Annotated in this window: 14 protein-coding genes; 6 read left to right on the forward strand and 8 right to left on the reverse strand. The window is 64.9% G+C overall.

Annotated elements, in window-relative coordinates:
- The first annotated feature begins 30 nt into the window (after window positions 1-30).
- From flgH to flgL, 6 genes are all read left to right on the forward strand, one after another.
- Window positions 31-756: a flagellar basal body L-ring protein FlgH gene (gene flgH / locus QQS38_RS18005; RefSeq protein WP_325344643.1), complete on the forward strand. Its 726-nt coding sequence runs from the start codon at window positions 31-33 to the stop codon at window positions 754-756.
- A 5-nt stretch (window positions 757-761) separates the two neighbouring features.
- On the forward strand, window positions 762-1,943 hold the full coding sequence (locus tag QQS38_RS18010) for a flagellar basal body P-ring protein FlgI (protein ID WP_479646718.1): 1,182 nt from the start codon (window positions 762-764) through the stop codon (window positions 1,941-1,943).
- 12 nt (window positions 1,944-1,955) lie between these two features.
- Window positions 1,956-2,969, forward strand: coding sequence for a flagellar assembly peptidoglycan hydrolase FlgJ (flgJ, locus tag QQS38_RS18015; RefSeq protein WP_479646719.1), 1,014 nt, complete (start codon window positions 1,956-1,958; stop codon window positions 2,967-2,969).
- Between the two features lie 395 nt (window positions 2,970-3,364).
- Entirely contained in the window at window positions 3,365-4,120 is a 756-nt protein-coding gene (locus tag QQS38_RS18020) for a flagellar brake protein (RefSeq protein ID WP_479646720.1), read from the forward strand.
- Window positions 4,121-4,235: 115 nt separating this feature from the next.
- Window positions 4,236-6,236: a flagellar hook-associated protein FlgK gene (gene flgK / locus QQS38_RS18025; protein WP_479646721.1), complete on the forward strand. Its 2,001-nt coding sequence runs from the start codon at window positions 4,236-4,238 to the stop codon at window positions 6,234-6,236.
- 12 nt (window positions 6,237-6,248) lie between these two features.
- Window positions 6,249-7,487 carry a flagellar hook-associated protein FlgL gene (flgL, locus tag QQS38_RS18030; protein ID WP_479646722.1) on the forward strand — a complete coding sequence of 413 codons (1,239 nt, stop codon included), beginning with the start codon at window positions 6,249-6,251 and terminating at the stop codon, window positions 7,485-7,487.
- A gap of 226 nt (window positions 7,488-7,713) precedes the next feature.
- Here flgL and fliR read toward each other — a convergent pair whose 3' ends face one another.
- From fliR to QQS38_RS18070, 8 genes are all read right to left on the reverse strand, one after another.
- Entirely contained in the window at window positions 7,714-8,499 is a 786-nt protein-coding gene (gene fliR, locus QQS38_RS18035) for a flagellar biosynthetic protein FliR (protein ID WP_479646723.1), read from the reverse strand.
- Between the two features lie 29 nt (window positions 8,500-8,528).
- Entirely contained in the window at window positions 8,529-8,798 is a 270-nt protein-coding gene (gene fliQ, locus QQS38_RS18040; protein WP_479646724.1) for a flagellar biosynthesis protein FliQ, read from the reverse strand.
- A gap of 25 nt (window positions 8,799-8,823) precedes the next feature.
- Window positions 8,824-9,600, reverse strand: coding sequence for a flagellar type III secretion system pore protein FliP (gene fliP, locus QQS38_RS18045; protein ID WP_479646725.1), 777 nt, complete (start codon window positions 9,598-9,600; stop codon window positions 8,824-8,826).
- The gene (gene fliO / locus QQS38_RS18050) at window positions 9,601-10,182 is read right to left on the reverse strand and encodes a flagellar biosynthetic protein FliO (protein WP_479646726.1); all 582 of its coding nucleotides are present in this window, start codon (window positions 10,180-10,182) and stop codon (window positions 9,601-9,603) included. It lies immediately after the preceding gene.
- Between the two features lie 4 nt (window positions 10,183-10,186).
- On the reverse strand, window positions 10,187-10,675 hold the full coding sequence (fliN, locus tag QQS38_RS18055; protein ID WP_479646727.1) for a flagellar motor switch protein FliN: 489 nt from the start codon (window positions 10,673-10,675) through the stop codon (window positions 10,187-10,189).
- Window positions 10,668-11,669, reverse strand: a complete 1,002-nt coding sequence (gene fliM, locus QQS38_RS18060; RefSeq protein ID WP_479646728.1) for a flagellar motor switch protein FliM — start codon at window positions 11,667-11,669, stop codon at window positions 10,668-10,670. Before fliM ends, fliN begins: the two co-directional genes overlap by 8 nt.
- Window positions 11,670-11,771: 102 nt before the next feature.
- Window positions 11,772-12,269: a flagellar basal body-associated protein FliL gene (gene fliL, locus QQS38_RS18065; RefSeq protein WP_479646729.1), complete on the reverse strand. Its 498-nt coding sequence runs from the start codon at window positions 12,267-12,269 to the stop codon at window positions 11,772-11,774.
- Window positions 12,270-12,735: 466 nt separating this feature from the next.
- Entirely contained in the window at window positions 12,736-14,244 is a 1,509-nt protein-coding gene (locus QQS38_RS18070) for a flagellar hook-length control protein FliK (protein ID WP_479646730.1), read from the reverse strand.
- Between the last annotated feature and the right edge of the window lie 5 nt (window positions 14,245-14,249).

Below are 14,249 nucleotides of genomic sequence, written 5' to 3' on the forward strand. Positions count from 1 at the left end.
AGGACTTTGAACAGCAGGCGGTACACGAAGATGTCGCAAACGAGTCGAATTCCCTTTCGCGTGCGTGGGTTGCGCGCGGCAGCCACGCTGACCTACGCGAGCGTGCTCGCCACGGTCGTGGTTGGCCCTTTCGCCGGTTGCGCGCAAATCGAGCACCGTCAGCCGATCACGCAGCAGCCGATGACGGCCACGCCGCCCGTGCCGCCGCAATTGCAGCCGCCCGGCTCGATCTACAACCCGGGCTATGCCGGCCATCCGCTGTTCGAAGACCAACGTCCGCGCAACACCGGCGATATCCTCACGATCGTCATCGCCGAAAAAATCAACGCCACCAAATCGTCCGCCGCGGCGGCCGGGCGCAACGGCACGTCGTCGCTGTCGGTGCCGACGGCCGGCTTCCTGAAGGGCTTGTTCAATCACGCGAACCTCTCGGCTTCGGGCGCCAACACGTTCGGCGGCTCGGGCGGCGCGAATGCATCGAACACGTTCAACGGCACGATCACCGTCACGGTCACGAACGTTTTGCCCAACGGCAATCTCGTCGTGAGCGGCGAGAAGCAGATGCTGATCAACCAGGGCAACGAGTTCGTGCGCTTCTCGGGCGTCGTCAATCCGAATACGGTCTCGGGCGAGAACACGGTGCTGTCGACCCAAGTGGCCGATGCGCGCATCGAGTATTCGGCCAAGGGCTACATCAACGAAGCGGAAACGATGGGGTGGCTCCAACGTTTCTTCCTCAACATAGCCCCGTGGTGAGCGCGATGACGGCTTCGATCTTTTGCGCGGTGCGCTGCTTGCCCTACGTCCGCTACGGCCGCTATGTCCGTTACGCCCTCGTTCTCGCCGCCTTGCCCGTCATGCTGGCTTTGTCCGGCACGGCGCACGCGGAGCGCTTGAAGGATCTCGTGCAGATCCAGGGCGTGCGCGACAACCCGCTGATCGGCTACGGCCTCGTGGTGGGCCTGGACGGCACGGGCGACCAAACGACGCAGACGCCATTCACGACGCAGACGCTCACGAACATGCTCGCCAACCTGGGCATCTCGCTGAACAACGGCAACGGCGGCTCGTCTTCGAACATGCAGCTCAAGAACGTCGCGGCCGTCATGGTGACCGCGGTGCTGCCCCCGTTCGCTCGCCCCGGCGAAGCGATCGACGTCACGGTGTCCTCGCTCGGCAACGCCAAGAGCCTGCGCGGCGGCACGCTGCTGCTTACGCCGCTCAAAGGCGCGGACGGGCAAGTCTACGCGCTGGCCCAGGGCAACGTCGCGATCGGCGGCGCGGGGGCGAGCGCCAACGGCAGCAAGGTGCAAGTCAATCAGTTGGCAGCGGGGCGTATCGCCTCGGGCGCCATCATCGAGCGCTCCGTGCCGACGCAGGTCGCACAAGCGGGCGGCACGATGCAGATGGAGCTGAACGAGATGGACTACGACACGACGCAGCGCATTGTGGCGGCCGTGAACAATGCGTTCGGCCCGGGCACGGCGTTGCCGCTCGATGGCCGCACGATCCAAGTGCATGCGCCCGCCGACGCGGGGCAGCAAGTCGCTTTCATGGCGCAGCTCGAAAACATCGACGTGCGGCCGGCGCAAGCCGCGGCCAAGGTGATCCTGAACGCACGCACCGGCTCGATCGTGATGAACCAGATGGTGACGCTGCAAAGCTGCGCGGTCGCGCACGGCAACTTGTCGGTGGTCATCAACACCCAAACGGCGGTGAGCCAGCCCGGCGCGTTCTCGAACGGCACGACCGTGGCGACCCAGCAGTCGCAGATTCAATTGAAACAGGACAACGGTTCGCTCAAGCTCGTCACGGCGGGCGCGAACTTGGCCGAAGTCGTGAAGGCGCTCAATGCGCTCGGCGCGACGCCGGCCGATTTGATGTCGATCCTGCAAGCGATGAAGGCCGCGGGCGCGTTGCGCGCGGATCTCGAGATCATCTAAGAAGGCGTGACGATGAACCCGAATACCACGTACAGCGGCACCGTCGACACCGGCGGCGACATCTCGCAGCGCTTCGCGCTCGACGTGCAAGGCTTCGACGCGATGCGCTCGCAGGCGGGAACGTCGCCGCAACAAGCCTTGAAATCGACGGCCAAGCAATTCGACGCCGTGTTCATGCAGATGATGCTCAAGAGCATGCGCGAGGCGACGCCCCAAGACGGCATCCTCGATTCGAACGACAGCAAGCAGTACCAGTCGATGCTCGATCAACAGCTCGCGCAGCAGCTCTCGTCCAAGGGCGTCGGCGTGGCCAACGCGCTCATTACCCAACTCTCGCGTAACGCGGGCGTGGACTTGAGCGCGGGCGGGGCGGGCGGCGCTCGCACGATCCCGGGCGGTCAGGCGATCGGCGGCATGCTCGGCGGCGGCGCGAGCAATCCAGGCGATGCGGCCATGATGAATGCGCTCGCGCGCGCTTATGCGAATGCCCATACGAACGGCGCGCTCGCCGCGGGGAAAGGCTATTCGGCGCAAAGCGCGCTCACGCCGCCCCTGCGCGGCAGCGGCGCGTCGAGCAAGGTCGATGCGTTCGTCAACAAGATGGCCGCGCCCGCGCAGGCAGCAAGCGCGGCGACGGGCATTCCGGCGCGCTTCATCGTCGGCCAGGCCGCGCTCGAATCGGGCTGGGGCAAGGGCGAGATCAAGAACGCGGACGGCTCGCCGAGCCACAACGTATTCGGTATCAAGGCGACGAGCGATTGGACCGGCAAGACGGTTTCCGCGGTCACGACCGAATACGTGCACGGCAAGCCGCAAAAGGTCGTGCAGAAATTCCGCGCTTACGATTCGTATGCCGACGCCATGACCGATTACGCCAATATGCTGCGCGACAATCCGCGTTATGCATCGGTGCTCTCTACGTCGCACGATGCAGCCAGCTTTGCGCACGGCATGCAAAAAGCCGGTTATGCAACCGATCCGCACTACGCGAAAAAGCTGATTTCGATCATGCAACAAATGGTCTAAGGGACCAAGGGACTAAGGGATTCCACCGGTATCGCGCGGCATCGCCGCCCTTACCGGGGACTACGGGAGCGCTTCAAAGCGCGGCGGGGCCAAGCAGAAGACGGCAAAGAGGCCGGCTGCCGAAAGGCGGCCGGCCAAGCCGCATTTCCGATACGCCGCACGACGCACTATAATGGCGCCCAGCATCGACAAGCGGGATAAAACGACGAGCGTCGGCAGGGGCCGATAACCGCGCGTCGACTCGAAAACTAAAAAATTATTTCGGGTGTTCCTCTAAACTTTGCACGTCCGATGCCGCTAATCAGACGAGACCCTGTTCGGATCTGCTGAAATGGATCCGAAAGCATTGGCGTCGGCGCATGAAAGGCGCCGCGCAAGTACGCATACCCGAGCCCATGGATACCAACCAGTCGAATGGCCCGACGGAGGATGCCGCCGAAAATCATCATGATTTCGGCCGCCGCAATCCGCTCGAAATTGGCGTTCAACTCCGCAATTTGGCCAATCGCGGCGATTTCCTGACCGTTCAGTACAAGAACGGGCAGCTTGTCACGAAGATCCTCGATGTCGACGTGCGCGCGCGAACGTTCTCCTTCGACTGGGGTGCGCTGCCCGAGCAGAACAAGGGCGTGCTGGCTTCCCCCACCTGCACCTTCCGCGCTTCGCCCGACGGCGTGCGCGTCGAATTTTCCACTGCCACGCCGACCGAAACCAAGTTCGAAGGTTTGCCCGCCTTCGAGGCGCCATTCCCCGAAGTGCTGTTCTACATGCAGCGCCGCGAGTACTTCCGCGTCGACGCGCCGGTGCTCGATCCGTATTTCTGCCGCGGCCGCCTGCCCGAGGGCGACACCTTCCGCTTCGAGGTGCACGACCTGTCGCTCGGCGGCATTGGGCTGCGCACGACCGATGAGCGCGTGGCGCAATTGCCGATGGGCGTCATGCTGCCCGACGTCGAGGTGCATTTGAACGGCCACGGCATGCTCTCGCTCGATCTCGAACTCGTTTCGCTGCGCGCGACCGAACTGCCGAACGGCGGCCGGCGCTTCCAGCTCGGCATGCGTTTCGTGTCGCTGCCCGGCGCGGCCGAAAACACGCTGCAGCGACTCATCACGCAACTGGAAATGCGGCGGCGCTCGCTCGTCAGAGCGTAAAAAAAACCGGGGCCAACCTATATGGCCCCCTTAAATTTCCGCGCGCGCGGCCGTTATACATGTGTTCCCTCAACGAGGCAGACAGCACTGCGCCGTCCGCCCTTCAGGAAGACGCATGTCCAACGATATTTTCACCATCGGCTTGTCCGGGCTCAGCGCCGCTCAATGGGGGCTGCAGACCACCAGCCAAAACATCAGCAACGCCGCGACGCCCGGCTATACCGTCGAGAATCCTGTTTACGCGGAAGCGAGCGGTCAGTACACGGGCTCGGGCTATCTGGGCTCCGGCGTCGACACGGTGACGGTGCGCCGCAATTACAGCCAGTACCTGAGCACACAGCTGAACAACGCCACGTCGACGAACAGCGCGCTCTCGGCCAACTATGCGATGGCGTCGCAACTGAGCAATCTCGTCGGCAGCCCGACCGCCGGCATCTCCTCGGCGATCACGGCCTACTTCACCGGCCTGCAGAATGTCTCGAACGGCCCGAACAGCATTCCGACACGTCAAACTGCGCTGAGCGCCGCGCAGACGCTCGCCACGCAACTGAACGCCGCCGGCGAGCAGTACGACCAACTGCGCTTGAGCGTGAACCAGCAACTGCAGACGGCGGTCGCCTCGATCAACACCTATTCGTCGCAGATCGCGAACTTGAACAGTCAGATCGCTGCGGCCTCGGCGCAGGGCCAGCCGCCGAACCAGTTGCTCGACCAGCGCGATCAGGCCGTCGCGAGCTTGTCGCAACTCGCGGGCGTGTCGGTCGTGCAGAACTCGAGCGGCTATAGCGTTTTCATCGGCAACGGGCAGCCGCTCGTCGTCGGCGCGCAGAACTTCCAGCTCGGCACCGCCACCTCGCAAGGCGATCCAAGCGAGCTGGCCGTGACCTATAACGGCCTGAAGGGTGCGACGCCGCCGCCGCCCGTCGAATACCTGCCGTCGTCGGCCATCAACGGCGGCACCGTCGGCGGCCTGCTGCAATTCGTCAGCCAGACGCTCGATCCGGCCGAGTCGCAGTTGGGCGCGGTCGCCACGAGCTTCGCCGCTCAGGTGAACGCGCAAAACGCGCTAGGTCTCGACCTGTCCGGCAATGTGGGCGGCAAACTGTTCACCGTCGGCGCGCCTACCGTCTACTCGAATCAAGCCAATACCGGCACTGCGGCGCTATCGGTCGCCTTCGCCAACCCCGCGCAGCCGACGAGCGACGACTACACGCTTTCTTTCGCGGGCGGCACCTATACGCTCACCGATTCGACGACGGGTTCCGTCGTCGGCACGTCGGCCACTGCGCCCAACGGCACCACGCCGATCGGCGGTTTGCTCTTGAACATCACCTCGGGGTCGATGAACGCCGGCGATTCGTTCACGATTCAACCGACGCGCGGCGCGCTGAACACGTTCGCGCTCGCCACGGCGAACCCATCGGCCATCGCGGCTTCGGCGCCCGTGCTTGCCGCGGCGTCCAGCTCGAACACGGGCACGGGCGCGATCACCCAAGGCACGGTGACGGCGGGCTACCAGATCGGCGGCACGACGACGCTGACGTATAACGCATCCACGGGCACGCTGAGCGGCTTCCAGGTCGGCACCACGGTGACGATCGCGGGCACGCCCGCGACATCGATTCCGATCACTTCGGCCGCGACCACCGTGCCCTACAGCGCCGCGCAAGGTGCGACGCTGACGATCAACAGCACGGCGACGCCCGTGCCGGCCGGCATCACGAACGGCGTGACCGTGTCGATCAGCGGGACACCGGCGAACGGCGACACCTTCACGATCGCACCGAACACGGGCACCTTCGACGGGCGCAACGCGCTGGCGATGTCCAAGCTCGTGTCGAACGCGTCGTTGAACGGCGGCACCTCGACGCTGACGGCCGCTTACGCGTCCTACGTGAACAACATCGGCAACGCGGCGAGCCAGCTCAAGGCGGCCAATACGTCGCAGACGGCGCTCGTCGCCCAGATCACTTCGGCGCAGCAAGCTGTCTCGGGGGTCAACCTCAACGAAGAAGCGGCGAACTTGTTGCAATACCAGCAGGCTTATCAGGCGAACAGCAAGGTCATTCAAACGGCCGAGTCCATGTTCCAGACCCTGATGGGCATCTTCCGATAAGGCTTGTCAGCGATGCGCATCTCGACCTCGCAGTTCTATAACCAGAACATCCAGACGATGGATAACCAGGAGAGCCAACTGGCGACGTATTACCAGCAGCTCTCGAGCGGCACCGCGCTGACCACGCCGGCCGACAATCCGCTTGCCGCCGCGCAGGCCGTGCAGTTGACGATGGTGTCGGCCACCTACACGCAGTACACGACCAACCAGAACGCGGCGCTTTCGTCGTTGCAGCTCGAAGACAAGACGCTCTCGGGCGTGACGAGCACGATGCAGAGCATCAGCGCGGAGATCGTGCGCGCTGGCGACGGCAGCTTGAACGATTCGGACCGCGCGTCGATCGCCAAGGGGATTCAAGGCTACCGCGATCAGCTGATGACGCTCGCGAACACGAGCGATGGCGCCGGCAACTATTTGTTCTCGGGTTTCCAAGCGACGACGCAGCCGTTCACGAGTGCGGCTGGCGGCGGCGTGAACTATCACGGCGACAACGGCATTCGCGAAGCGCAAGTGGCCGACACGCGCCAGATTGCAACGAACGATAGCGGCTCGAACGTTTTCATGACGGTGCCTTCGGTCGGCACGTCGCCGGTTTCCGCGGGCAACGCCGCCAATACGGGGACCGGCACGATCGGCCGCGCCTCGATCACGAATCCGGCCGTCGCGACCAACGGCGACAACTACACGATCACCTTCGGCGGCACGGCGGCGGCCCCGACCTACACGGTGACGGACAACACGGCGGTGCCCGCCACGACGACGGCCGCCACGGCCTTCAGTGCGAACACCCCGATCCAACTCGGCACGGGCATGCAGGTGTCGATCTCGGGTGCGCCGAATCCGGGCGACACGTTCTCGGTCACACCTTCGACGGCGCCGCAGAACAGCAGCGTGTTCTCGACGATCGACGCGGTGATCGCGGCATTGCAACAGCCGGCCAGCAACAATCCGGCTGCGACGGCGACGCTCGCCAATGCATTGACGACGGGCTTGTCGGCGTTCCAAAACTCGCTGACCAACGTGACGGTGGTGCAGGCATCGGTGGGCGGGCGCGAGCAGGAACTGCAAGCGCTGCAAACCACGACGCAAACGAATTCGCTGCAAACGCAGAGCGACCTGTCGAATCTGACGGCCGTCGACATGGTCTCGGCGATCAGCAATTTCCAGCTGACGCAAAACGCGCTGCAGGCCGCGCAGGAATCGTTCGTGAAGATTCAGGGGATGTCGCTGTTCCAGTACATCGGCGGTTGATCGACGCTTGACGATTGACGAAGCCACTCGCCCGCAAGGGCGAGCGCTAAGGCCGAAGCCTCCTCACGGGGCTTCGGCCGTTTTTTTTGCCGTCGATGGGAGAGGCGCGCTCGTCGGCGCGGCAGATGGTTTGCGCAGCGGTGGTCAACGAGCGATGCAGTGACTCGAGATTGCGTCGACGGCAGGCGCGCCCGCCGAGCCGCTCAGGACGCGGCCGGTCGGCCGGTTACCCATGCAGCGCCGCGGCGATTCGCCCCATTTCATCGACCCCCGCATCGATCAGCCGCGCAAAGAACGGAATCATATTCGGCAACATCAACATGAGCAGCAGCATGCCGACCATGAGCGTGACCGAGAATCCGATCTGGAAGATGCCGATTTGTGGCGCGGCGCGGTTCAAAATGCCGAGCGAGAGGTTCGCGACCAGCAGCGCAATGACGACGGGCAGCGACAGCAGCAGCCCCGCCGAGAAAATCGCGCCGCCCCATTCGACGAGCGTGCGCATCCCGGGCGGCCCGTACACCGCGGCCGCGATCGGCACCGACTGAAACGAGCCGATCAACGCGGAGATCATTTGCAGATGCCCGTTGAACGCGAGAAAGGCGATCATCGCGATCATGTTCAGAAAGCTCGAAATGACTTGCGCCGAGGCGTTCGAACTCGGATCGAAGAACGTTGCGAAGCCGAGCCCCATCTGCAAGCCGACGAGCGTGCCCGCCATCTCCACGGCGGCGAACACGAGCTGCATCGCAAAGCCGAGCGCCGCGCCGATCAAAAGCTGCATCGCCAGAACCCACACCCCCGCAGCCGAGAAGACCGTCACCTGCGGCATAGGGGGAAGCGTCGGTGCGACGATGAGCGTGACGAACGCGGCCAGCCCGATCTTCACACGCGCTGGCAAGGACGTATGACCGAGCACGGGTGCAGCCGCGACGAGGGCGGCTATGCGCGTGAACGGCCACAGGAACGCCGTGAGCCAGGCGTTCAGTTGCGCGTAGGTGACGGTGAACATCGGCCGGTCCGAGTGCGGGCGCCGGCGCGCTACCCCGCCATCGACGGAATGGCCGTCAGCGTTTCGCGCATGTAATCGAGCACGATCGAGAGCATCCAGGGCCCGGCGATCACGAGCGTGATAGTCACGGCCATCAGCTTCGGGATGAACGAGAGCGTGGCTTCGTTGATCTGCGTGGCCGCTTGAAAGAAGCTCACGAGCAGACCGACGACGAGCGAGACGATCAGCGGCGGCGCCGTGAGCAAGAGTGCGACGTACATCGCCCGGTGAGCGAGCGTTAGAACGGATTCGGGCGTCATGAGTGCGGTCCTCGTTGTTGCGCGCTCAGGAGAAGCTCTGGGCGAGCGAGCCGATGAGCAATTGCCAGCCGTCCACGAGCACGAACAGCATGAGCTTGAAAGGCAGCGAAATCGTCACCGGCGAGACCATCATCATCCCCATCGACATCAGCACGCTCGCCACCACCATGTCGATGATGAGGAACGGAATGAAGATCGTGAAACCGATTTGAAAGGCGGTCTTCAATTCGCTCGTGACGAACGCGGGCACGAGCAGCGGCAGCGGGACGTCTTCCGGACCTTGCAGCGGCGGCGAATGGGAAATCTTCGCAAAGAGCGCCAGATCGGACTCGCGCGTTTGCTTCAGCATGAATTGCTTGAACGGCGCCAAGCCTCGCTGCACGGCCGTTTCCATCGGAATGGTCCCATCCGAGAATGGCTTATAGCCGTCGTCGTAAGCCTTGTTCAGCACGGGAGACATCACGAACAGCGTGAGGAACAGCGCAAGGCCGACCAGCACTTGGTTCGGGGGCGTCGTGCTCGTGCCGAGCGCTTGGCGTAGCAGCGACAGCACGATGATGATGCGTGTGAAGCTCGTCATCATGAGCACCATTGCCGGCAGGAACGACAGCATCGTGAGCAGCAGCATCGTCTGCACGCTCAGCGAATAGGTCGTGCCGCCGCCGGGGCCGGGACTCGTCGTGAAGGCCGGCAAGCCGGCGGGCGTTTGCGCCTGCGCGAGCTGCGGCAATAGCGTAAAGATCAAAAGCGGAAGTGCGGGCAGTGCGGCGCGCGCGAGCCGCACGAGTGAGCTGGACGACATTTACTTGCCTCCGCCCGTAGGCCGAGAAAAGCGCTTGCGCGCTTCGTCCCCGAGCGCGGCGCGAAAGCGCGAGCCGAAGGTGCCGGGCAATGGCCCCGGCGCGCCATCGGATTGGCCGCCGCCCGAAGCGCCGGTTTCGTCCGCTGCCGGTGCGGGCATCGTATGGAGCAGGCGCACATTGCCGGGCGCCGCGCCCACCACGAGCCAGGTGTCGCCGATCTGGACCACGGCCACGCGTTCCTTGCCGCCGAGCGAGACGCCGCCGATGGTGCGCACGAGCTGGCCGCGCCCCGAGGGCTGCAGGCCGAAGCGGCGGGCGAGCCAGGCGCAAGCGAACACCAGTGCGACGACGACGGCCAAGGCGACCAGCGTCTGCAGCACGGCGCCCACGCCGACCGACGGCACGGCGGTGCCCGCTCCCACGCTCGATGCGATCTTCGCGGCGTTGTTGACCGCGTTCATATCGGCGGCCGCGGCCTCGGGCGCGAACACCGCCGGTGCGGCCGCGGCGAACACCGCGTATGCCGCTAGCTTTGCTGCCACGCGCCTCGGTTGCGACGCACGGTGCAGGATAGATTTCATCAAGTTATCGATTGAGCTTTCGAATACGTTCGGCCGGCGTGATGATGTCGGTCAGCCGGATGCCGAACTTGTCGTTGACGACAACCACTTCACCCTGGGCGATCAAGCAGCCGTTCACGAGCACATCCATCGGCTCGCCGGCCATCCCGTCGAGTTCGACGACCGAGCCCTGCGCAAGTTGCAACAAGTTTCGAATCGCAATTTTCGTGCGCCCCAGTTCGACCGTCATCTGGACCGGAATGTCCAGAATCATATCGATGTCGTTGCGCGTTGTCGTCGGTTCGACCTTCGACAGCGGCTGGAACACGCCGGCCGCGGCGGGCGCGGGGCTCTCGTTCGAGTTTTGCTCGGCGAGGGCGGCAGCCCAATCGTCGAGGCTTGCCTCCTCGTCGGCTGCGCCGGCCGCCTGCTTGGCGCTCTCGGCGGCGGCGGCGGCGAGCGCCGCGTCCAGATCGGCCGTGCCTTCACCGGGCATCGCGTTCAGATCACTCATAATCCGTTTCCTTAATCGTGTTTTCCGCTGCGCTGATCATCTTTTGCACGCGCAACGCATATTGACCATTGAAGAGCCCGTAGCCGCATTCCATGACGGGCACGCCGTCGACCTTGGCCACGATGTTTTCGGGGATGTTGATCGGTAGCACGTCGCCCGCGCGCAGGTTCAAGATATCTTCGAACGTGACCGGGATCTGAGCCAGGTCGGCCGTGAGCTCCACTTCGGCCAACTGGACCTGCTTGGACAACACGCGCACCCAGCGGCGATCGACTTCGAGCGCTTCGCCTTGGATCGGCGAGGTCAGCACGTCGCGGATCGGCTCGATCATCGAATACGGCATGCAGATGTGCAGCGTGCCGCCCGTCGGCCCGAATTCGATCGAGAACTGCGTGACGATGACGATTTCGTTCGGCGTCGCGACGTTCGCGAATTGCGTATGCATTTCCGAGCGCATGAACTCGAACTGCAGCGGCCGCACGCTCTTCCATGCCGTCGTGTAATGGTCGAACACGAGATTGAGCAGCTTGCCGATGATGCGTTGCTCGGTGGCCGTGAAGTCCCGCCCCTCGACGCGCGTGTGAAACCGGCCGTCGCCGCCGAACAAGTTGTCGACGACGAAGAACACGAGGTTCGGATCGAACACGAACAACGAGGTGCCGCGCAGCGGCTTGACGTGGACCAGGTTCAGGTTCGTCGGAATCGGCAGATTGCGCGTGAATTCGCTGTACTTGAGCACCTTCACCGGACCGACCGAAATCTCCGCGGTGCGGCGCATGAAATTGAAAATGCCGAGGCGCAGAAGGCGCGCGAAGCGCTCGTTGATGATTTCGAGGCCGGGCATCCGGCCGCGAACGATGCGCTCCTGCGTCGCGATGTTGTACGGGCGAACGCCCGCCTTGTCGCCGTGATCGGCGTCGGCGTCGGATTCGCCGGTTACGCCCTTGAGGAGTGCATCGACTTCCTCTTGGGACATGAACTCTTCGTGGCCCATTGCTTTGCTCGTCCCTGTATTGCGGTTGATGAGTAGCGTCTTAGCGGGTGCGTGGCGCTCGACGGCATGCTCGCATGGGCGGCATGGGCCGGGCGCTGCGTCCTACTGGACCACGAATTCCGTGAACAGCACGGCCTCGATATGCACGGGCGGTTCGCCCCCGTCCGTCGGCTTCTCGATCAGCGTCTTGAGCTCGTCCGCGAGCGCATGCTTGCCGTCGAGGGTCGACAGATCCTCGGGATGCTTATTGGACAGCGCAAGCAAGATGCGGCTGCGAATCTCGGGCATATGTTCCTGCAGCGCTTCCTGTGTCTTCTCGTTGGCGAGCTTGAGCGACAGGCCGACGCGCAGGTAGTGCTGACCATCGTCGGACAGCAGGTTCACCGTCATCGGATCGAGCGCGAAGAAAACGGGCGGCGGCGGGGGCGGCGGGGGCGCCGGTTTGCTGCTGACACCGTGCTTGAGCAAGAAGAAGTACATGCCTCCCGCGGCTGCACCGGCAGCGAAGATCGCGATGAGAGCGATCAGCAAGATGCGTTTGAGCTTGCCCGATTTCGCGGGTACGTCGACGGTCTGCTGATTTGCGGTCGTGGATGCCATGACAATGCTTTGCGTAAGTGCGTTAGGGTGAATTGTTCGCTAAAGCGGGCATCGGCGATAAGCCGAAAAGAAGGGACAATCGACGCCATCTCGTTCGTTTAAGGCGCCGGCTCGGCGGCCGCACGGCAAACGGGCAGCAAAAATCGGGCCCTAACGTTCGGGCGGGGGTGAGGCGATGCGGCTTGCTTGCGCGATCGGCGAATGCTCGATCCGCCGATGAGTCGATTGTTCCGATGGCGATCGAGCCGGGGCGGTGAGGCGATGTGATCTGTCGCTAGCCCAACGTCAGCGTCGGCCGAGCGTCAGGCGTCGGCCGAACGTCACCGTCAGTCGAACGGCAGGCGTCAGCCAACGTCACCGTCAGCCCAATGTCAGGCGTCAGCCGACCGCCAGCGTCAGCCCGACATCAGCCTCAGCCCCGCATCAACCCAGCCGAGCGGCCGCCCAGCCGAGCTTCAACCCCGCATTAGGCGAATGTATCTACGAGACCGACGGTGCGCCGTGTGCTGACCTTTACCGTGGAGACGGTGTCGTCCGCTTGGCCGCCGCTCGCTCTGCCGCTGCCGCGCCGGCCCGAGCCGCCGCCTTGGTTGCCCGCCTGCTGCTGATTGGCCTGGCGCGCGAAGCCGTCGCTCACGCTCGCGCTGCCCAGGCCCAGTCCACCGGCCTCCAAGGCGTCGCGCAGCTTCGGCAGCGCCGCCTCCACGGCTTCGCGCACCTGTTGATGCTGCGAGACGAACAACGCATGCGCATGGTTGTCGGCCACTTGCAGGACGACCTGCAGCGGACCGAGATCGGGCGGATTGAGCGTCAACTCGGCGCTTTGCTGGTGCGCATTGGAGAGAAACACGACCTTCTGGCTCAGCGCATCTTCCCAATCGGGCGTGCCCACCGCAGGCGCCAGCGACGCAACTGCGGCCGCCATGTTGGGTGAGCCCGCCGCCGCGGCCGCTTGCGCCGCGGCGCTCGCCACGCTCGCCGCCGATGCCGTCTGGGTCGCGGCCAACGCGGCGCGCGCCGCTTCCGCGTTGTCCTTGAGCGTAGCGATGGCCGCACCGGCGTCGCCGCCGCCCGCTAGCGCTTGCGCCGTCGCCGCAGCCGCGCTGTCCGCCGAAGCGGCCGCATTGGGCAGCGCCTTGGCCGCTTGCTCGGCCGCACCGTTCACGGTTGCCGCGGTTGCGTTCTTGCCGTCGCCCGTCAAGGCGGTGACGGCCTTGTAGCCCAGCGGCAACGAGCCTACGCCGTTGCCGAGATTGCCGGCGCCCGCTGCCGTTCCCGTATTGCCTAGCACCTGCGTACCGGATGCGCCCGCGCCCTGCATGCCCATCTGCGCCGCCAGCGCGGCCTCGATGGCCGCGCGCACCGTTTTCGGCGTCGCGCCCGCCGCCTTGCCGGTTGCACCCGTTGCGACGGCGCTGCCGCTCGCCGCATCGGTGCCCGAGCCGCTGGCGCCGTCGGTTGCCGCAGTGCCCGCGGCGGCTTGCGCTTGCTGCTGTGCTTGCTGTTGTTGCTGCGCCGCGGCTTGAGCGGCGGCCGCCGCTGCCTGGGCCGCGGCATTGCCGGCGTCGGCGGCGCTTTGGCCCTGATTCGCGGCGTCGGCGCTCGACGATGCATCGCCGTGCTTCGCTCCCGAACTCGCTTGCGACGAGGAAGCGCTGTCGCCCGCAGCCGGCTTGGACGAGGCGTCGCTGGCCGATTGCGCCGCGTTCGCGCCGCTCTCGGCATCGCTACCGTTGTTGCTCGCTGCATTGGCGCCGTTCGAGGCCGATTGCGAGGCGGCGGCGTCTTGCGAACCGTTGCCGGCAGCCGCGTCGCTGCGCGCCGCACTGGGTTGCGCGGCTTGCTTTTGCGAGTGGACGGTCTGCTGCAGCGTCTGCGAGAACGACGTCGCCGCCGGTGCGCTCGCGGCGGGTCCGGCGCCGAGCGCCGTGCCCGGCGCCGCTGAAGGAGACCCGATGATAGAAAAGGGCGACATGACTT

The sequence above is a fragment of the Trinickia sp. Z7 genome, assembly GCF_056498045.1.

Coding starts and splice junctions, on each gene's coding strand:
- flgH (WP_325344643.1), top strand. CDS start 31: ATGTCGCAAACGAGTCGAATTCCCTTTCGCGTGCGTGGGTTGCGCGCG.
- QQS38_RS18010 (WP_479646718.1), top strand. CDS start 762: ATGACGGCTTCGATCTTTTGCGCGGTGCGCTGCTTGCCCTACGTCCGC.
- flgJ (WP_479646719.1), top strand. CDS start 1,956: ATGAACCCGAATACCACGTACAGCGGCACCGTCGACACCGGCGGCGAC.
- QQS38_RS18020 (WP_479646720.1), top strand. CDS start 3,365: ATGGATACCAACCAGTCGAATGGCCCGACGGAGGATGCCGCCGAAAAT.
- flgK (WP_479646721.1), top strand. CDS start 4,236: ATGTCCAACGATATTTTCACCATCGGCTTGTCCGGGCTCAGCGCCGCT.
- flgL (WP_479646722.1), top strand. CDS start 6,249: ATGCGCATCTCGACCTCGCAGTTCTATAACCAGAACATCCAGACGATG.
- fliR (WP_479646723.1), bottom strand. CDS start 8,499: ATGTTCACCGTCACCTACGCGCAACTGAACGCCTGGCTCACGGCGTTC.
- fliQ (WP_479646724.1), bottom strand. CDS start 8,798: ATGACGCCCGAATCCGTTCTAACGCTCGCTCACCGGGCGATGTACGTC.
- fliP (WP_479646725.1), bottom strand. CDS start 9,600: ATGTCGTCCAGCTCACTCGTGCGGCTCGCGCGCGCCGCACTGCCCGCA.
- fliO (WP_479646726.1), bottom strand. CDS start 10,182: ATGAAATCTATCCTGCACCGTGCGTCGCAACCGAGGCGCGTGGCAGCA.
- fliN (WP_479646727.1), bottom strand. CDS start 10,675: ATGAGTGATCTGAACGCGATGCCCGGTGAAGGCACGGCCGATCTGGAC.
- fliM (WP_479646728.1), bottom strand. CDS start 11,669: ATGGGCCACGAAGAGTTCATGTCCCAAGAGGAAGTCGATGCACTCCTC.
- fliL (WP_479646729.1), bottom strand. CDS start 12,269: ATGGCATCCACGACCGCAAATCAGCAGACCGTCGACGTACCCGCGAAA.
- QQS38_RS18070 (WP_479646730.1), bottom strand. CDS start 14,244: ATGTCGCCCTTTTCTATCATCGGGTCTCCTTCAGCGGCGCCGGGCACG.